The organism is Exiguobacterium sp. (assembly GCF_020832205.1).
Lineage (GTDB): Bacteria > Bacillota > Bacilli > Exiguobacteriales > Exiguobacteriaceae > Exiguobacterium.
The window spans coordinates 1-18,505 of record NZ_JAFIFD010000054.1 but is presented as its reverse complement, the minus strand read 5'-3'; the positions used below and the strand labels follow the sequence as shown (position 1 = coordinate 18,505).

17 protein-coding genes, 2 tRNA genes and 1 rRNA gene are annotated in these 18,505 nt (G+C 52.5%); all 20 read left to right on the top strand.

What is annotated here, in order from left to right; translation table 11 throughout:
- Positions 1 to 2 precede the first annotated feature (2 nt).
- Entirely contained in the window at positions 3 to 377 is a 375-nt protein-coding gene (locus tag JJU47_RS14160; protein WP_228620638.1) for an FtsB family cell division protein, read from the top strand.
- 75 nt (positions 378 to 452) lie between these two features.
- On the top strand, positions 453 to 992 hold the full coding sequence (locus tag JJU47_RS14155) for a S1 domain-containing RNA-binding protein (RefSeq protein ID WP_228620635.1): 540 nt from the start codon (positions 453 to 455) through the stop codon (positions 990 to 992).
- A 211-nt stretch (positions 993 to 1,203) separates the two neighbouring features.
- Entirely contained in the window at positions 1,204 to 3,606 is a 2,403-nt protein-coding gene (locus tag JJU47_RS14150; protein WP_228620632.1) for a YhgE/Pip domain-containing protein, read from the top strand.
- Between the two features lie 144 nt (positions 3,607 to 3,750).
- Positions 3,751 to 3,827: transfer RNA gene (locus tag JJU47_RS14145), tRNA-Met, on the top strand.
- Positions 3,828 to 3,836: 9 nt separating this feature from the next.
- Positions 3,837 to 3,908 (top strand) — tRNA-Glu (locus JJU47_RS14140).
- Between the two features lie 66 nt (positions 3,909 to 3,974).
- The gene (gene tilS / locus JJU47_RS14135; protein ID WP_228620630.1) at positions 3,975 to 5,201 is read left to right on the top strand and encodes a tRNA lysidine(34) synthetase TilS; all 1,227 of its coding nucleotides are present in this window, start codon (positions 3,975 to 3,977) and stop codon (positions 5,199 to 5,201) included.
- A gap of 32 nt (positions 5,202 to 5,233) precedes the next feature.
- Positions 5,234 to 5,779: a hypoxanthine phosphoribosyltransferase gene (gene hpt, locus JJU47_RS14130; protein ID WP_228620628.1), complete on the top strand. Its 546-nt coding sequence runs from the start codon at positions 5,234 to 5,236 to the stop codon at positions 5,777 to 5,779.
- A gap of 105 nt (positions 5,780 to 5,884) precedes the next feature.
- Positions 5,885 to 7,912, top strand: coding sequence for an ATP-dependent zinc metalloprotease FtsH (gene ftsH / locus JJU47_RS14125; RefSeq protein ID WP_024372364.1), 2,028 nt, complete (start codon positions 5,885 to 5,887; stop codon positions 7,910 to 7,912).
- Positions 7,913 to 8,006: 94 nt separating this feature from the next.
- On the top strand, positions 8,007 to 8,771 hold the full coding sequence (locus JJU47_RS14120; RefSeq protein ID WP_228620626.1) for a type III pantothenate kinase: 765 nt from the start codon (positions 8,007 to 8,009) through the stop codon (positions 8,769 to 8,771).
- 20 nt (positions 8,772 to 8,791) lie between these two features.
- Complete coding sequence (gene hslO / locus JJU47_RS14115) at positions 8,792 to 9,718, top strand: Hsp33 family molecular chaperone HslO (protein WP_228620624.1); 927 nt, start codon at positions 8,792 to 8,794, stop codon at positions 9,716 to 9,718.
- Between the two features lie 86 nt (positions 9,719 to 9,804).
- On the top strand, positions 9,805 to 10,758 hold the full coding sequence (gene cysK, locus JJU47_RS14110; protein WP_228620622.1) for a cysteine synthase A: 954 nt from the start codon (positions 9,805 to 9,807) through the stop codon (positions 10,756 to 10,758).
- Between the two features lie 95 nt (positions 10,759 to 10,853).
- Positions 10,854 to 12,233 carry an anthranilate synthase component I family protein gene (locus tag JJU47_RS14105; RefSeq protein WP_366511973.1) on the top strand — a complete coding sequence of 460 codons (1,380 nt, stop codon included), beginning with the start codon at positions 10,854 to 10,856 and terminating at the stop codon, positions 12,231 to 12,233.
- Entirely contained in the window at positions 12,230 to 12,814 is a 585-nt protein-coding gene (gene pabA / locus JJU47_RS14100) for an aminodeoxychorismate/anthranilate synthase component II (protein WP_228620619.1), read from the top strand. Before JJU47_RS14105 ends, pabA begins: the two co-directional genes overlap by 4 nt.
- On the top strand, positions 12,798 to 13,631 hold the full coding sequence (locus tag JJU47_RS14095) for an aminotransferase class IV (RefSeq protein ID WP_228620617.1): 834 nt from the start codon (positions 12,798 to 12,800) through the stop codon (positions 13,629 to 13,631). The genes pabA and JJU47_RS14095 overlap by 17 nt, the downstream gene beginning before the upstream one ends.
- Positions 13,628 to 14,413 (top strand): dihydropteroate synthase, encoded by a 786-nt coding sequence (folP, locus tag JJU47_RS14090; RefSeq protein WP_228620615.1) that lies wholly within the window; start codon positions 13,628 to 13,630, stop codon positions 14,411 to 14,413. Before JJU47_RS14095 ends, folP begins: the two co-directional genes overlap by 4 nt.
- Positions 14,406 to 14,771, top strand: coding sequence for a dihydroneopterin aldolase (gene folB / locus JJU47_RS14085; protein WP_228620613.1), 366 nt, complete (start codon positions 14,406 to 14,408; stop codon positions 14,769 to 14,771). Before folP ends, folB begins: the two co-directional genes overlap by 8 nt.
- Complete coding sequence (gene folK / locus JJU47_RS14080) at positions 14,768 to 15,271, top strand: 2-amino-4-hydroxy-6-hydroxymethyldihydropteridine diphosphokinase (RefSeq protein ID WP_228620611.1); 504 nt, start codon at positions 14,768 to 14,770, stop codon at positions 15,269 to 15,271. The genes folB and folK overlap by 4 nt, the downstream gene beginning before the upstream one ends.
- A gap of 23 nt (positions 15,272 to 15,294) precedes the next feature.
- Positions 15,295 to 16,290: a tRNA dihydrouridine synthase DusB gene (dusB, locus tag JJU47_RS14075; RefSeq protein WP_228620609.1), complete on the top strand. Its 996-nt coding sequence runs from the start codon at positions 15,295 to 15,297 to the stop codon at positions 16,288 to 16,290.
- A gap of 148 nt (positions 16,291 to 16,438) precedes the next feature.
- Positions 16,439 to 17,929 (top strand): lysine--tRNA ligase, encoded by a 1,491-nt coding sequence (gene lysS, locus JJU47_RS14070; protein ID WP_228620607.1) that lies wholly within the window; start codon positions 16,439 to 16,441, stop codon positions 17,927 to 17,929.
- 330 nt (positions 17,930 to 18,259) lie between these two features.
- Positions 18,260 to 18,505 (top strand): 16S ribosomal RNA (locus tag JJU47_RS14065); the annotation flags it as partial.

Below are 18,505 nucleotides of genomic sequence, written 5' to 3'. Positions count from 1 at the left end.
CGATGAATGGACGTACCCCGATAGATCGCAAACAGCGAATTCGGGCTCTCGATGAACGGAGAGAACAGCTGGAAAAAGATCAGAGCCGGCGACGTATCCATCTTCGACGCCGCCTGGCCGCGGCCTCGCTCCTCTTCTTGTTGATGATCGTATTGATCGGTCAGAGCTACTTCACGAAAGTTGGCTACGTTTCGGAGCAAGAACGCAATCAGAACGAAGCGCAAGTCGAATTGAATGAAGTGAAAGAAGAGCAAGCGGAATTGAGGGAGCAGGTCGAACGTTTACAAGACGATGAATATATCGCCAACCTCGCGCGCAACGAGCTGTTGTTCTCGAAAGATGGCGAGATTATTTTTTACTTCTCACCAGAGGAATAAGTCGCTTCGTTGACCGTTGACGAAACGACTCGTATAATTGTAGGGAATCAATCAAAAAAAGGAGTACATTATTTTATGTCAATTGAAGTAGGAAGCAAGGTACAAGGTAAGGTTACAGGGATTACGCATTTCGGAGCGTTCGTAGAACTTCCAAACGGAAAGACAGGTTTGGTGCACATCAGTGAAGTGGCGGATTCTTACGTCAAAGACATCAATGAAGTCCTCACGGTCGGTCAGGAAGTCACAGTCAAAGTATTGAACGTCGAGAACGATGGCAAAATCGGGTTGTCCATCAAAAAAGCGGTCGATCGTCCTGTGAGCGAACGTCCTGAGCGTCCAGCAGGCGAGCGTTTCGCTCCTCGCGGCCCGCGTCCAGGTGGCCCAGGGCAAGGTCCACGTCCAGGCGGCCCAGGACAAGGTCCACGCGGCGGCGGTGGCGGTCCACGTGGTGGCGGCGGTCCACGCGGTGGCGGCGGACGTCGTGAAGTACGTCGTGAGCCTGAAACGTTTGACACGTTGATGAGCAAGTTCTTGAAAGATAGCGATGAGCGTCTCACAACGTTGAAGCGTCAGACTGATTCGAAACGCGGTGGGCGTGGAGCCAAGCGCGGGTAACCCTTCGTAAACCACAAGCTTCTACTCGTAACGATACACACTTTTTCATATGCGACATGCATGGCCACAGACGATTGACGTCTGTGGCTTTTTTTGGCGTATAAATTGTTATGAAAAATAACTAAAAAGGGTTGCATTTTTTAAAAGAAGGGAGCAAAATAGGGGACATGAAAAAATAGTTATGTTTTATAAGTGAAGGTGGAGAAATGACATGAATGGATGGAAACTATGGAAAGCCGAGTGGCGAAGCGTTGGGAAAGATCCGCGGGTATGGATCCCGATTCTCGCGGTCGTGCTCGTGCCGCTCATGTATGCGGGAATGTTTTTATGGGCGTTCTGGGATCCGTACGGACAAATGAAGGATTTACCGGTCGCCATCGTCAATGAAGATCGCGGGGCCACGTTCGAAGGGGAGTCGCTCGCCATCGGAGACGAGCTCGTCGATAAATTGCTTGCTTCGGAAGCGTTCGAATTTATTGAGACGACAAAAAAAGAAGCAGAGCTGGGCTTAAATGACCATGACTACTATATGGCCATTGAAATCCCACAAGACTTTTCGGAGAAAGCGACGACTGCACTCGATGACAAACCGGAGCCGCTCGAGCTCAAGTACATCGCGAACGAGTCTTATAACTTTTTGGCCGCTCAAATCGGTGGTTCGGCGATGGAACAAGTGAAAGCTGAACTGTCGACGGAAGTGGCGAAGCAGTACGTCAGTGCGTTGCGGGATGGCATCGATGAAGCGGCATCAGGACTTGGGGAAGCGGCAGACGGCGCCTCACTTCTCGCTGACGGTTCCGAGACGGCAAAAAATGGTGCGACCCAACTTGCTGATGGCGCTGCGCTTCTCGCTTCGAAACAGCAGGAACTTGCAGACGGAGCGGGTCGTCTAGGTGAAGGAGTGTCTCAACTCGCAACGGGTACGACCGACTTGGCTGACGGTAGTCAACAAGTGTATGAAGGAAGTGCGGCCCTGTCAGATGGGGCTCGCCGCGTGGAGGACGGCGCGTCCGCTCTCTTGGACGGGACGAATCAACTCGTCCAAGGAACGACGACGTTCGCCTCAAAACTTGAGGAACTGCATGCAGGCACAAAGTCGCTTGACGACGGGATACAAGACTTGGCGGCGGGAATCAATCAAGCGAAGTCTGGCAGTGAACAGCTAGTCACCGGCTCGAATGAATTGGCGAACGGGATGACGAACGCCAAACAAGGGAACGCCGCGCTCTTGTCAGGAGAGACCGAATTGATTGACGGCATCGGACAAATGAAAACGACGCTACTCGCCAATCAAGACGAATTGATGCAACAACTTTCGGCGCTGGCCCAATCGGGTCAACCGATTCCTCCAGAAGTGCTTCAACAAGTAGTAAGTCGACTTGAGGAAGGTAAACAGGCCACAGCGGCCGGATTTGATGAACTCACGATGGGTGCGACACGTGTCCGAGACGGACAAACCGCGCTAGATGCCGGCTTAACGAAAGCAGAAGCGGGGGCGAATGAACTTGCTTCAGGTTTGGCAACGCTGAAGGAAGGACAATCCGAGTTAGCTGATGGGGCTATGGCGCTCGCTACTGGTTCGGCCCAACTCGAGCAAGGGGCTAAAACAGCTGCGGCGAGTTCGAGTGAGCTCGCATCAGCGAGTACAATGTTGAACGCTGGAGCAGGACAGTTGAGAGACGGGACATCTGAACTGGCCTCAGGCAGTACGCGTTTGACAGAAGCGACCGGTGCGCTGACGGACGGAAGCAAGAAGCTCGCTGCCGGCGCGAAAGACGCAGAGGACGGAACGCGCTCGCTATCTGACGGGGCGATCCAACTCGCTGATGGCGGGAAGACGATCGCGTCAGGAAGCAGTGAACTGAAAGATGGATTGTCTGAACTCGAGTCGGGGAGTACAACGCTACGTGACGCGTTAGCCGAAGGTGCCGATCAAGCGTCCATCGATCTCGGAGACGATAACGTCGACATGATGGCGGGTCCAGTCACGCTTGTAAATGATTCGATTCATGAAGTGCCGAACTATGGGACTGGATTCGCCCCTTACTTCATGTCGCTCGGCCTTTTCGTCGGTGCACTCTTGCTCTCAATCGTCTATCCGCTTTACGACCCGGCAGGCAAACCGAAACGAAGCTCGTCTTGGCTCGCCTCGAAATCGGGTGTCTTGATTGTCATCGGGTTCGTTCAAGCGCTCGTGTTGGACGTCTCGATGATCTACTTGCTCGGGTTAGAAGTCGATGCGCCACTTCAGTTCTTCGGTTTCAGTTGGTTGACGAGTATCACGTTCTTAGTGATCGTCCAACTGCTCGTAACGGTGCTCGGGAATCCGGGGCGTTTCGTGGCGATCGTCTTGCTCATCTTACAGCTGACGACGTCGGCAGGAACGTTCCCGTTAGAATTGATTCCGCGGGCGCTTCAACCGTTCAACGCGTTGCTTCCGATGACGTATACGGTGGCCGGTTATAAAGAAATCCTTTCCGGGGACGGGGCGCAATATTTACAGACGGCGACGATTTATCTCACGCTCGTCTCCCTCGCTTGTCTCGGGCTTTTATGGGGTTATTTCCGGATTGCTTGGAAAAAGAAATATCGCGGTATTCCGTCAGAAGCATAATGTAAAAGGACACGAAAATCGTGTATAGTGGGGAAGACGACACTATACACGATTTCTTTTATAAAAAAACTTTAAAAAAGAATTGACACGAACGTGGTGACTGGTTATTATAGAAAATGTGCTTAGGACACAACACAATAACATGGCGGTGTAGCTCAGCTGGCTAGAGCGTACGGTTCATACCCGTGAGGTCGTGGGTTCGACTCCCTCCGCCGCTACCATTTTATTTAGGCCCGTTGGTCAAGCGGTTAAGACACCGCCCTTTCACGGCGGTAACACGGGTTCGAATCCCGTACGGGTCACTTACCTAAGCGAAAAAGTCATCTCATCTGAGGTGGCTTTTTTTGTTATCTCAAGGAGGGCGGAAGATGCCGAACGTATTAATTGCCGTCTCCGGCGGGGTCGATTCAGTCGTCTTGTTGCATCGGATGATTGAACAAGGGCTTGATGTGGGCATCGCCCACGTCCATCATGGTCAGCGCCTTGCATCCGATGAAGAGTATCGTTTCGTGGAGCGACTGGCGCAGGATTACGGCGTTCCTTTTCACGGTAAACGGTTGATGTTCGATCAAGCGTCTCAAGCGTCTTACCGCGAAGCGCGTTATGCGTTTTTCGAGACAGTCATGCGAGACAACGCGTACACGGAGTTAATGACGGCCCACCATGCTGACGATGTGGTCGAGACGGTGTTGATTCAACTCTATCGAAACGTCGTCGAAGTGACCGGGATTCCCGAGTGCAGGCCGTTTGGCGACGGCGTCCTCACCCGGCCGTTGTTATCGGAGACGAAACAAGATCTCATCGCATATGCGAGACGCCACGGTCTTGACTGGCGCGAAGATGCGACGAACGATGAATGTGACTATTTGCGCAATAAAATTCGGCATCAGCTCATTCCGGCATTGCGTATGGATTGGCCGAACCTAGCAGCCGATGTCGGAACGGCGGCTAAAGCGCATCGCCATATGTGGCAACATCGCTATACGACGATGTGGGCTTGGATGGAGCGGACTGTCCATTTTGAAATGAAAGCGTTTCATGTGAAACTTGAGGATGTGACGTCGTTACGTCCGTTAGATCGATACGTCCTCGGTCGGCTTCTCTCCCAACGATTTGGGGTACAAATAGCGGAAGGGCTCGAACGACTCGTTCGCAGTGAGCGAGGGACGGGACGCTATGACTTAGAAGGAGAGTGGCGCTTAGAGAAACGGGACGGCCAAATCTTATTGACTGAACATGTCGCATCACCGCTGCCGCAACCACAAGTCGTGGCGTCTTTGCCGGCACGGGTCAAGTTTGGAGAGCAGCTCGTTTCGATCGAGCAAGTCGACGGCGTGCATGGGGTACCGCTCGCTGCGATTCAAATGCCGCTCCACGTCCGTTCCGCGCGCCCGGGTGATCGGATGCACCTCACGGTCGGGACGAAAAAAGTGGCCCGTATACTCATGGATGCGAAAGTCCCACGCGAAAAACGTCCGTTCATCCCGTTATTAGTTGACGCAACTGGGCGGGTTATCGCTATAGTAGGGATAAGAGTTTCCGACTTTCCAGAGAAGTCGGATGCGAGATGCCCACGATTAATGGTAAAATGGTGATTGTGTCGGATTAGAAAGAGGAGGATTTCAAGATGTCATTAATGAACGATATGGAAAAGGTGCTCATTTCGAGTGAAGAGATTCAAGTAAAAGTGAAAGAACTCGCGGCAACGCTCAGCGAAGAATATAAAGAAGAGTTCCCGCTTCTCGTCTGTGTATTGAAAGGTGCGATGCCATTCATGTCAGACCTCGTCAAAGAAATGGATATCCATTTAGAGATGGATTTCATGGACGTGTCGACGTATCACGGAGGGACGTCTTCGACAGGTGAAGTGAAAATCGAGAAAGATTTAAATACGTCTGTAGAAGGTCGTGACATCTTGATTGTAGAAGATATCATTGATAGCGGGCTCACGCTCGGTTATCTCGTAGACCTCCTTAAATACCGCAAAGCGAAGTCGGTAAAAATTGTGACGTTGCTCGATAAGCCGACAGGACGTAAAAACGGATTGTCTGCAGATTATAGCGGTTTCGTGATTCCTCACGAATTCGTCGTTGGCTACGGTCTCGATTATGAAGAGAAATATCGTAACCTTCCTTACGTCGGTGTGCTCAAGCCGAGCGTTTACGGGGGCTAACGTTTTTCTTTTGAAAATGTGACGTGGTAAGATAAAAGAAATACCCAAAGTATACACATATACTGAATGGGCGAGAACATCGTTTCTCGGAATAGGAGGCAGAGAATGAATCGTGCAGTGAAAAACACCTTAGTTTTCGGTGTGATTTTCCTAGCCTTGATCTTGTTCCTTCAATATTTACAAAACCCGAGCAGCCAGAGCGAGACGCTCACGTACTCGAAGTTTTTGGAATATGTGGAAGAAGGTCGGATTGAAACGGCGACCGTGCAAGAAATTCCGGGTGCCATCTCAATTACAGGTGATCTTTCAGGAGATGAAGACCAGCGTTTTGAAACGAACATCCCGGCCAACGAGGCCGAATACGCAGAAGTGCTCTCGTCGCTTCGTGCGAATACGGACATTAGCGTCGAAGAAGCAGAGTCGAGTGGGAACTGGTTCAGCATCGTGTTTGCGATCTTACCGTTCATCATCATCTTCATCTTATTCTTCTTCTTGCTCAACCAAGCCCAAGGTGGCGGCGGTGGCGGTCGTGTGATGAACTTCGGAAAATCGAAGGCGAAATTATACGACCAAGAGAAGCGCCGTGTGACGTTCAAAGACGTCGCCGGAGCGGACGAAGAGAAACAAGAGCTCATCGAAGTCGTTGAATTCTTGAAAGACCCGCGCAAGTTCTCGAAACTCGGGGCGCGCATCCCGAAAGGGGTCTTGCTCGTCGGTCCTCCAGGAACAGGTAAGACACTCCTCGCCCGTGCGGCGGCGGGTGAAGCCGGTGTACCGTTCTTCTCGATTTCAGGTTCTGATTTCGTAGAGATGTTCGTCGGGGTCGGGGCATCACGTGTCCGTGACTTGTTCGAGAACGCGAAGAAGAACGCGCCGTGTATCATCTTCATCGATGAAATCGATGCGGTTGGACGTCAGCGTGGTGCCGGTCTCGGTGGCGGACACGATGAACGTGAGCAAACGCTCAACCAATTGCTCGTCGAAATGGATGGGTTCAGCGATAATGAAGGGATCATCATGATTGCCGCGACGAACCGTCCGGACATCCTTGACCCAGCCCTTCTCCGTCCAGGACGTTTTGACCGTCAAATCACGGTCGACCGCCCTGACGTGAAAGGCCGTGAAGAAGTCTTGAAAGTTCACGCGCGCAACAAGCCGCTCGATTCAACGGTCGACTTGAAGTCGATCGCCCAGCGGACGCCTGGATTCTCAGGAGCTGATTTGGAGAACTTGCTCAACGAGGCGGCGCTCGTCGCAGCCCGGTCTGACCGTGCAGCGGTCTCGGTCGTGGATGTCGAGGAAGCGATTGACCGCGTCATCGCGGGACCTTCGAAGAAGAGTCGCGTCATTTCGGAGAAAGAGCGTCAAATCGTGGCTTACCACGAAGCGGGTCACACGATTATCGGTATCGAGCTTGAGAACGCTGACGAAGTCCATAAAGTGACGATCGTTCCACGCGGAAACGCGGGCGGCTACGTCGTCATGCTTCCGAAAGAAGATCGTTACTTCATGACGAAACCAGAGCTCGAAGATAAGATTGTCGGTCTTCTCGGCGGTCGTGTCGCAGAAGATGTGATCTTTGGCGAAGTGTCGACCGGCGCGAGCAACGACTTCCAACGTGCGACTGGAATTGCTCGGAAGATGGTCATGGATTACGGAATGAGCGACAAGCTCGGACCACTCCAACTCGGATCAAACCATGGCGGACAAGTGTTCTTGGGACGTGATTTCCAAACGGAACAAAACTACTCGGATGCCATCGCCCAAGACATCGATCTTGAGATTCGCGATATCATCAACCGTTGCTATGCGAAAGCGAAGCAAATCCTGACAGACCGTAAAGACGATCTTGAGCTCGTTGCGAAGACACTTCTCGAAGTCGAAACGCTCGACTCGAAGCAGATTCGTCACTTGATCAAGACGCGCGAATACCTTCCGCACGAACCGGAAGAGCCGTCGACACCATCGACGGACGATTCGAGCGACGAGGCGAAGAAAGATGAGGCGGCCGTCAAGCACGGACAAATCGTCGATCAACCTGAGTCGGTTCAAGAAGTGAAGCCGGACGTCGTCCCTGAAGGCGACAAGCCTGAGGCGACACCAACGGAACGCCCGAACAACGAATCGCGTTAACCGGAAGAGACGAATGCCCTAGATGAGGCATTCGTCTTTTTTCGTGTTATAATTCGAGCGAACTGTAATTGACAACAAAGTGAGGAACTATATCATGATTTTAGTGATCGATGTTGGGAATACAAATATTGTTCTTGGGATGTATGATGGCGAGACGCTCGTCCACCATTGGCGCATCTCGACGGACCGTACGAAAACGACCGATGAGTATGGCATGCTCGTCAAGTCGTTGTTTGACCACTCGAACGTATCGTTCGATCAAATCGATGGCGTGATTCTTTCGTCCGTCGTCCCGCCCGTCATCTTTCCGCTCGAGCAGATGTCGCAACGCTACTTCAACGTCCGCCCGATCGTCGTCGGCCCGGGCGTGAAGACGGGGCTTGATATCCATGTCGATAACCCGCGTGAAGTCGGGGCCGACCGCATCGTCAACGCGGTCGCCGGCATTGCGAAATATGAGGGTCCCCTCATCATCGTCGACTTCGGAACGGCGACGACATATTGTTATATCGATGCGTCCCGTCGCTACCACGGCGGGATCATCTCGCCGGGCATTATGATCTCGGTCGAGGCGCTCTACCAACGTGCCGCCAAATTGCCTCGCATCGAACTCGCGACTCCTCCGACTGTCGTCGGGAAGAACACGATTCAGGCGATGCAGTCCGGGACGTACTACGGCTATGTCGCGCAAGTCGACGGAATCGTCAGTCGCATCAAACGTGAAGTCGGAGAGGCGACGGTCATCGCGACGGGCGGCCTTGCCCGCCTCATCAGTGAACATGCCGAGACGATCGACGTCGTCGATTCATTCTTGACGCTCGATGGGCTCCGCCTCATCTACGAGCGCAACCAGAAATAAATTTAAAGGAGTTACACAATATGATCCAACCAGAACAACAAGCGTTACTTGACCAAATGAAAGAAGACTACCTCGTCAGGGCGTTAGGGTTCAACGGAGAAGTTCGAGCTTTTGCCGTCCGTACGACAAAAACGATTTTTGAAACCCAACTTCGTCACCAGACGACACCCGTCGCTTCGGCGGCACTTGGCCGGACGATGACGATCGGTACGATGATTGGTGCGATGCAAAAAGGCGCCGCGCGCGTGACGCTCAAAGTCGAAGGCGACGGGCCGATCGGAAAAATCATCGTCGATGCCGACACGGCGGGCGATGTGCGCGGTTACGTGTCACACCCGCGCGTTGAAGGCGGAACGTTCGTCAACGACCACGGATTGACGAAATTGAAAGTCGGTGAAGTCGTCGGTCGCGGAACGATCTCGGTTATCAAAGACCTCGGATTGAAAGACTACGTCGGTGGCTCGTCTGAAATTCAGACCGGGGAAATCAGTGAAGACTTCACGTATTATTTCGCGACGTCAGAACAAGTGCCGTCAATCGTCGGTGCTGGCGTTCTCGTCCTTCCCGAAGATGAATCGATTCTCGCTGCGGGCGGGATTATCGTTCAATTGATGCCGGATGCGTCTGAAGAAACGATTCAAGCGTTAGAGAGCGCATTGAAGACGTTCCCGCCAGTATCTGTGTTGATCGGCGAAGAGAAGACGCCGGAAGAAATGCTCGGCATGCTCCTCGGCGACAGCCTCGAACTGCTCGACAACAAACCGGTCCAGTTCAACTGCACGTGCAGCCGCGACCGGATGGAAGGTGCCATCATCGGCCTCGGTGCGGAAGAGATTCGTCAAATGATCGAGGAAGACGGCGGAGCAGAAGCAGTCTGCCATTTCTGTGGGGAAAAGTATCATTTCTCAGCTGAACAGTTAGAGGCGATGAAACAGCAAGCACGCTGAGCCGTTCGTTCCAAATTGCATATTTTCAATCTGATAGGGTATGATTACAATATCGGAATAGTCGGAATTATGGAGGAGGAAATAGCATGCGTATCGTAGATTCAGTGACAGACTTGATTGGGAAGACACCGATAGTGAAATTGAACGGCCTTACAGGTCCGGATGACGCGACGGTTTATATGAAGTTAGAGTATATGAACCCGGGGTCGAGTGTAAAAGATCGGATCGCCTTAGCGATGATCGAGGCGGCCGAAAAAGACGGCGTCTTAAAACCTGGTGACACGATCATTGAACCGACGAGCGGTAACACCGGAATCGGGCTCGCGATGGTCAGTGCCGCTAAAGGGTACAAGGCGATTCTCGTCATGCCGGAAACGATGAGCATGGAACGTCGCAACTTACTTCGCGGTTATGGCGCTGAGCTTATCTTGACGCCAGGTCCGGAAGGGATGGGCGGAGCGATTCGTCGGGCGACAGAAGAAGCTGAGGCGAACGGATATTTCCTTCCGCAACAATTCAACAACGCGGCCAACCCGAACGTCCATGAATTGACGACGGGGCCAGAGATCGTCGATGCGTTCGAAGATGCCGGGTTGAGCGTCGATGCGTTCATCGCGGGCGTCGGTACAGGCGGCACGATCACCGGAGCAGGTAAAGTATTGAAAGCCCAGTACCCGGACGTGCAAATTTTAGCGGTCGAACCGGTCGACTCGCCAGTCTTGTCAGGCGGAAAGCCTGGTCCACATAAAATCCAAGGGATCGGGGCCGGCTTTATCCCGTCGATTCTCGATACAGAAATTTACGAAGGTGTCCTTCAAATCACGACGGACCAAGCGTTCGAATATGCCCGGCTTGCGGCGCGTACGAACGGGGTTCTCGGGGGCATCTCGTCAGGTGCGGCCATCGCCGCGGCAGTCGATACGGCCAAACGACTTGGCAAAGGAAAAAACGTGCTCGCGATCATCCCGTCGAACGGGGAACGGTACTTGAGCACGCCGCTCTATCAATTCGACGAAGAATCGGACAGCGTCCGTTCATAAGGAAAGAGGCAGTTACCGGGAGACAACTTCTTTCGGGAACTGCCTTTTCTTGTGTACAATTAAAGGCATGAACTTGAAGAACGGGGGAATGGGATGTGAGGACGACAGCGTTCAAAACAATCCGGATGACAAAAGAGAACATGTATGAGACGTATTTGACGTTGACGGAAGGAAAAGAGCGCTACGCGTGGCTCGAGAGCGGCCGGGCCGGCCGGTATACGGTGGCGGGAGTCGAACCGTTCGCTACGCTTCACGTGAAAGACGGGATTGGTACGCTCACGACCGAGACAGGGACAGAGACGATCCACGGTCGCCCGCTCGACATCGTCGAAACGGTGCGTTCGCGTTTCGTGGCGCCGCGGCCGGTCGGGGCGCCACCTTTCTTTGGCGGGATGATCGGATACGTCAGTTACGATGTCGCCCGGACGCTCGAACGGTTGCCGCGAGACGCGGAAGACGATTTGGCGACGCCGGACGTGTCGTTCTTGTTGTTCGACGAAGTGGCGGTGTTTGATGAAGAGGAATCGCTCTTATACGTGATGGTCACCGGAGATGAAGGTGTCGACACGAAACTCGAACGCTTTGCCGCTCTATGGCATACAGAAACGCACTACACGTTCGGACCAGTCACACGCGAAGTAGTCCAACGGTCGCGTTCGCTCTCCCGCGAAGAATTTGTCGCGGCGGTCGAGAAAATTCAACACTACATCGTCGAGGGAGACGTGTTTCAAGTGAACTTGAGTGTAAGGCAGTCTGAACCGCTCCTCGCCGACCCGCGGCACGTTTACGATACGCTTCGTCGCATGAACCCGTCCCCATACATGGGCTATTTCACGGACGATCATTTGACGATGGTGTCGGCTTCTCCGGAACTGTTGATTGAAAAACACGGGTCTGCGATCTCGACTCGCCCGATTGCTGGCACGAGGCCGCGTGGCCGCGACGAGAAAGAAGATATGGAATTGGCGCGCACGTTGCTCGACAATGAGAAAGAACGGGCTGAACACGTCATGCTCGTTGATTTGGAACGCAACGACCTCGGTAAAGTGGCGGCGTATGGGACGGTGCACGTCGATGAACTGATGGTCATCGAGAAGTATTCCCACGTCCAACATATCGTCTCGAACGTACGTGGAATGATCCGTGACGGCGTGTCCGGTGCCGAAGCGCTCGGGGCTATGTTCCCAGGCGGGACGATTACTGGCGCCCCGAAAATTCGGACGATGGAGATTATCGAAGAATTGGAACCGGTCCGCCGCGGAATTTATACGGGATCGTTCGGCTGGATCAGTTGGGATGATGATCTCGTCTTCAATATCACGATTCGGACAATGGTCGTCAAAGACGGGACGGCCCACGTTCAAGCCGGTGCCGGCATCGTCATCGATTCCGATCCGGTCGCAGAATACGAAGAATCGCTGTCGAAAGCGAAAGCGCTATGGGCGGCAAAAGCGTCAACGGAGGCGACGACATGATTTTACTCATTGATAACTACGATTCATTCACGTACAACTTGGTCCAATACTTCGGGGAACTAGGCGAGCAAATCGTCGTCCGGCGAAATGACGACATCACGCTCGAAGAAATCGACACGTTAAATCCGGACTATCTCGTCGTCTCGCCAGGACCGTGCACGCCGAACGAGGCTGGAATCAGTATTGCCGCGATTCGCTCGTTCGCCGGTCGTATCCCGATCCTTGGCGTCTGCCTCGGCCACCAAGCGATCGCTCAAGCGTTCGGTGGTGAAGTCATCCATGCCGAACGTCTCATGCATGGAAAGACGTCGCCGATTCGCCACGACGGGAAGACGATTTTCACGGGAGTCCCACAAGAGACGATTGTGACACGATACCATTCGCTCGCCGTCGACCGCGAATCGTTCCCTGACTGTCTCGAAGTGACAGCGGAAACAGAGGAAGGCGAGATCATGGCGCTTCGGCATAAAGTGTTGCCAATCGAAGGCGTCCAATATCATCCGGAGGCGATTTTGACGGAACACGGCAAAGAGATGATTCGAAATTTCATTGAGGTGTACCGCCATGTGGCTTTGGCATAACGGCGAGTTGCGAGGAAGCGACGAAGTGACGATTCCCGTGTACGATCACGGCTTTTTATACGGGATGGGTTTATTCGAGACGTTCCGAACGTTTGAAGGGCACCCGTTTTTATGGGATGAGCATTGGGCGCGACTAGAGAAAAGCATGGACGCGCTTTGGATCGACCTTCCGTACAAGAAACGCGATATCGAGCAGGCGATCCAAGCAGTCACCCGTCAAAACAACGCGCCAAACCTCTACATCCGGCTCAATGTTTCCGCGGGAGTCGCGCCGCTCGGTTTGCATGACGGGCGTTACGCGCGGCCGAACGTGACGCTCCTTGTCAAACCGTTGCCGGATTCATTCGAACCGGTCGAGAAAACGCTTGAAGCGTTACCGTTTCCGAGAAGCCGGCCTGAGGCGGCGTTTCGATTGAAATCGCATCATTACATGAACAATATTCTCGGGAAACGCGCGCTCGTCGACCGAACAGCAGAAGGGTTGTTCGCGGACGAGACGGGACGCGTCGTCGAAGGTCTCGTCTCGAACGTATGTTGGACGGATCGCGATGGACGGATCTGGACGACTCCTCTCTCGACAGGAGCTTTAGCTGGTGTGACGCGTCAGTGGATAATCGACACGTTTGACGTCTCGGAACGTGACGTGACGTTCGCACAACTGGCCGAAGCCGAAGAGATTTGGCTCACGAACTCGGTGCAACAGATTGCCCCGGTGACAGAATTTGCAGGGAAACGTTTCCCTGGACGGCAAGGAGCGCGTTTTATCGACGCGTGGTCGGTTTTAATACAGACGATTGAAAAGGAGAGTGCGACATGACAAACGTGATGGGTATTTTAAACGTGACACCGGATTCGTTTTCGGACGGTGGTCGCTATACGGCGCTTGAGGCGGCGGTGGCACACGCGAAGCAACTCATCGTAGACGGCGCTGACGCGATTGACGTCGGAGGGGAATCGACTCGTCCGGGAGCGCAGCTCGTTTCGGCAGAAGAAGAAATCGCCCGAGTCGTTCCGGTCATCCGCCGTTTGAAGCAAGAGCTAGACGTGCTCATCTCGATTGATACGTATAAACCTGAAGTGGCACGGGCGGCGCTTGAAGCGGGGGCTGACATCATCAATGACGTTTGGGGTTCGAAGTGGGGAGATCGTTCGATGGCGGACGTCGCCAAAGAATTTAACGTCCCGATCATCCTCATGCATAATCGCGACAATCGAAATTACGGTCATTTCCTCGAAGAAGTCGTCGGCGATCTTCAAGAGTCGATTGAAATTGCCCACGAGGCCGGGGTGCCGGATGAATTGATTTGGCTCGACCCGGGCATCGGGTTTGCGAAAAACTATGAGCAGAACTTGGAGCTTCTGAATCGACTTGATGTCATCACGAACCTCGGGTACCCGGTATTGCTTGGCACATCACGAAAATCGTTCATCGGACAAGCGCTCGACTTACCGACCGAAGAGCGGGGAGAAGGGACGATCGCGACGACGTGCCTTGGTATCGTGAAAGGGTGCGCTTGGGTGCGCGTTCATGACGTGCTCGCGAATAAGCGGGCCGCCCGAATGATGGATGTAATGTTAGGAGGCGGACAACATGGATAAGATGTATGTGAATGGAATGCGGTTTTATGGGTATCACGGTGTGTTTGAAGAAGAAAATCGGCTCGGACAACGGTTTCATATCGATCTGATGTGTGAATTGGATCTCGCACCAGCCGGCCAGTCAGACAACTTGGAAGACGGCGTCAGTTATGCCGGACTTTATCAATTGACGGAAGAGATCGTCACGGGAGAAGCAGTGAACCTGCTTGAGACACTCGGCGAACGAATCACGAAGGCGGTACTCGCCCACAGTGAAAAGATTCAAACGGTGACGGTGAAGGTCATTAAACCGGATCCGCCGATTCCTGGACATTATGATTCGGTCGCCATTGAGATGACACGGAGGCGGAACGGATGATCTATGTGGCACTCGGTTCAAACATTGGAGAGCGGGCAAGTTATTTGAGCGAAGCGATTCAAGCGATGGAGGCAGACGGTCTTCACGTGACGAAACAATCGGCCGTGTACGAGACGGCACCAGTCGGTTATATCGAGCAGCCCTCGTTTTATAATATGGTCGTTGAAGTGGCGACAACACGGCCGGCGGAGGAAGTACTTTCTCTCTTGCAACGAATTGAACAACGGCTCGGACGGGAGCGTCTCTTCAAGAACGGGCCGCGCACGATCGACCTTGACATCTTAGTATTTAACGGCGAAGATATACAATCGAAGCACTTATCTGTACCGCATCCGCGGATGCATGAACGTGCTTTTGTCCTTGCCCCGCTCGCGGAGATCGCTCCGTTGCTCGAGGTGAGAGGGAAGACGGTTCAACAGCTACTCGCTGCTCTTCCTGAGTCGGAACGAAGCGATGTCATTCGGCTTGAATCGTTACCGTCACTTGTCGACCCGGTGTAACGTCAATAAAAGGAAGTGGATATATGTCAGGATTTAAGATTGGGAACGTGGACATTAAAAATCGGGCGGTCCTTGCCCCGATGGCTGGCGTCACGAATCCCGCATTTCGACTCATCGCCAAAGAGTTCGGTGCGGGGCTCGTCTGTGCCGAAATGGTGAGTGATAAGGGCATTCTGTTAGAGAACGCGCGGACGCTACGAATGCTCTACGTGGATGAACGCGAGAAGCCGCTCAGCTTACAAATTTTCGGCGGGTCGAAAGAAACGCTCGTACGAGCAGCTCAATACGTCGATCAAAACACGAACGCTGACATCATTGATATCAATATGGGATGTCCTGTCCCGAAAGTGACAAAATGCGAGGCGGGCGCAAAGTGGCTGCTTGATCCTGATAAAGTGTATGAGATGGTGAGTGCTGTTTCGAGCGCCGTTGAAAAACCGGTGACGGTGAAGATGCGTCTCGGTTGGGATGAAGAGCATATTTATGTGCTCGACAACGTCAGAGCTGCCCAGTCAGGTGGCGCCGCGGCGATTGCCATTCACGGCCGGACCCGTTCTCAACAATATGAAGGAACCGCTAACTGGGACTGGATCGGCGAGGCGAAAAAGATCGCCAACGTTCCGATCATCGGAAACGGCGACATTTCGACACCGCAAGAAGCGAAGCACGCGATTGATCATTATGGCGTCGATGCCGTCATGATTGGCCGGGCGGCGCTCGGAAATCCGTGGATGCTTTATCAGACGGTGCAGTATCTAGAGACAGGTGAACTGCCGCCGGAACCAGCAGCGCGTGAGAAAATTGATATTTGTATGTTGCACCTCGATCGCTTGATGGCGATCAAAGGCGAGTTGACCGCGGTACGGGAGATGCGCCAACATGCAGCCTGGTATTTGAAAGGGCTGAAAGGAAGCGGTCCGGTCCGGAAGCAAATCAACGAAGTCGAATCTCGGGATGCGTTCGGGATTGTGCTGTATCATTTTGTCGATCAGCTCGAGCGACAAATGCAAGAAGTGTGAACTAGTGTAAAAAAGTGATTTATGGTAAGCTTGTTTGGCGAAAAAGCGATACGCAATGAGCGAACGGCTTAGGCTGTGCTGTTGGCCTTCAGGTCGACAGTTTTTTATTAGAGAGAAACCTAATACGTATAGAGGAGTGAATGGAGTAGTGAGTCACGAGTTGGAAATGAACGACCAAATGCAGGTGCGTTTTGAGAAGATGACCGAGATGCGTGAACAAGGCCTTGATCCGTTCGGCCGTCGATTCGAACGTTCGGCCCACGCCGGTGAATTACATGAGCAGTATGAGGCAATTGAAAAAGAAGCTTTGGCTGAACAAGACGTCGAAGTGACGCTTGCCGGACGAATCATGACGAAACGCGGAAAAGGGAAAGTGTTCTTTGCCCATATCCAAGACGTAACAGGACAAATCCAAATCTACGTTCGCAAAAATGACGTAGGTGACGAACCGTTTGATTTATTTAAATCATCTGACCTTGGAGACATCGTCGGTGTGAAAGGGAAGTTGTTTAAGACGAACGTCGGCGAATTGTCGATTCATGTTGAAGAGTTCGAACTCTTAACGAAAGCACTTCGTCCGCTTCCTGATAAATATCACGGCTTAAAAGATGTCGAGCAACGCTATCGCCAACGTTACTTGGATTTGATTACGAATAACGATTCACGTCAAACGTTTATTTTGCGTAGCCGCATCATCTCAGAGATCCGAAACTTCTTAAACCACCGCGGTTACTTGGAAGTGGAAACACCGATGTTGCACACGATCGCAGGTGGAGCAGCGGCTCGTCCGTTCCTCACGCACCATAACGCCCTCGACATGGAGCTTTATATGCGAATCGCGATCGAGCTTCACTTGAAGCGCCTCATCGTCGGAGGTCTTGAGCGTGTGTATGAAATCGGACGCGTCTTCCGTAATGAAGGAATCTCGACACGTCACAACCCGGAGTTCACGATGATCGAGTTGTATGAAGCGTACGCAGATTATAATGACATTATGGATTTGACAGAAGAGCTCGTGGCTCACGTCGCGAAAGAAGTGCTCGGTACGACGGATGTTCAGTACGGGGAAGATACGATTCACCTCGGCGTCGGTTGGAAACGTGCCCACATGGTAGATCTCGTAAAAGAAGAGACGGGTGTGGACTTCTGGCAACAAATGTCGGATGAAGAAGCACGCGCACTGGCAAAAGAGCACGGTGTCGAAGTTCAAGACCATATGACGTTCGGTCATATCGTCAATGAATTCTTTGAGCAAAAAGTCGAAGAGACGTTACTTCAGCCGACGTTCGTCACAGGACACCCGGTCGAAGTATCACCGCTAGCGAAGAAGAACGACCAAGACCCGCGCTTCACGGATCGTTTTGAGTTGTTCATCGTTCGTCGCGAACACGCGAACGCATTTACCGAATTGAACGACCCAATCGACCAACGTGAACGTTTTGAAGCCCAGTTGCTTGAGAAAGAAGCAGGGAACGATGAAGCACATGAACTTGATAACGACTTCTTAGAGGCACTTGAGTACGGCATGCCGCCAACAGGTGGTCTCGGAATCGGGATCGACCGTCTAGTCATGTTGCTTACAGATGCACCATCGATTCGTGACGTCTTACTTTTCCCGACGATGCGTCATCAGCAGTAATTGTCTTCAATTTGTAGAGATACACCCGTTTCAGTCCAACTGAAGCGGGTGTTTTTATATGTACGAATCCATCAGTGAATATTATTTTTAAAAAGTTTTTGAAAAACGCTTGCCTTTTAATTGAACATGCGGTAAATTAATAAACGTTGCCGCTGATGGCAGCGGAAAGAATTAAAAAAGTGGTTGACAACTGTGTCGATGACTTGTATTATTTTAAGAGTCGCCAATGAGCGGCAGACGAACTTTGAAAACTGAACGATGAGGCAAAAAAAGTTTTACAAGTTTTGATTGAAGCGCAAGCTTCGTCATTTTTTAAGAGCTATATCAAATTCTTTGGAGAGTTTGATCCTGGCTCAGGACGAACGCTGGCGGCGTGCCTAATACATGCAAGTCGAGCGCAGGAAATCGACGGAACCCTTCGGGGGGGAAGTCGATGGAATGAGCGGCGGACGGGTGAGTAACACGTAAAGAACCTGCCCTCAGGTCTGGGATAACCACGAGAAATCGGGGCTAATACCGGATGGGTCATCGAACCGCATGGTTCGAGGATGAAAGGCGCTTCGGCGTCGCCTGGGG

Excerpts from the sequence above, each read along its gene's own strand:
- JJU47_RS14160 (WP_228620638.1), top strand. The coding sequence starts at position 3 with ATGAATGGACGTACCCCGATAGATCGCAAACAGCGAATTCGGGCTCTC.
- JJU47_RS14155 (WP_228620635.1), top strand. The coding sequence starts at position 453 with ATGTCAATTGAAGTAGGAAGCAAGGTACAAGGTAAGGTTACAGGGATT.
- JJU47_RS14150 (WP_228620632.1), top strand. The coding sequence starts at position 1,204 with ATGAATGGATGGAAACTATGGAAAGCCGAGTGGCGAAGCGTTGGGAAA.
- tilS (WP_228620630.1), top strand. The coding sequence starts at position 3,975 with ATGCCGAACGTATTAATTGCCGTCTCCGGCGGGGTCGATTCAGTCGTC.
- hpt (WP_228620628.1), top strand. The coding sequence starts at position 5,234 with ATGTCATTAATGAACGATATGGAAAAGGTGCTCATTTCGAGTGAAGAG.
- ftsH (WP_024372364.1), top strand. The coding sequence starts at position 5,885 with ATGAATCGTGCAGTGAAAAACACCTTAGTTTTCGGTGTGATTTTCCTA.
- JJU47_RS14120 (WP_228620626.1), top strand. The coding sequence starts at position 8,007 with ATGATTTTAGTGATCGATGTTGGGAATACAAATATTGTTCTTGGGATG.
- hslO (WP_228620624.1), top strand. The coding sequence starts at position 8,792 with ATGATCCAACCAGAACAACAAGCGTTACTTGACCAAATGAAAGAAGAC.
- cysK (WP_228620622.1), top strand. The coding sequence starts at position 9,805 with ATGCGTATCGTAGATTCAGTGACAGACTTGATTGGGAAGACACCGATA.
- pabA (WP_228620619.1), top strand. The coding sequence starts at position 12,230 with ATGATTTTACTCATTGATAACTACGATTCATTCACGTACAACTTGGTC.
- JJU47_RS14095 (WP_228620617.1), top strand. The coding sequence starts at position 12,798 with ATGTGGCTTTGGCATAACGGCGAGTTGCGAGGAAGCGACGAAGTGACG.
- folP (WP_228620615.1), top strand. The coding sequence starts at position 13,628 with ATGACAAACGTGATGGGTATTTTAAACGTGACACCGGATTCGTTTTCG.
- folB (WP_228620613.1), top strand. The coding sequence starts at position 14,406 with ATGGATAAGATGTATGTGAATGGAATGCGGTTTTATGGGTATCACGGT.
- folK (WP_228620611.1), top strand. The coding sequence starts at position 14,768 with ATGATCTATGTGGCACTCGGTTCAAACATTGGAGAGCGGGCAAGTTAT.
- dusB (WP_228620609.1), top strand. The coding sequence starts at position 15,295 with ATGTCAGGATTTAAGATTGGGAACGTGGACATTAAAAATCGGGCGGTC.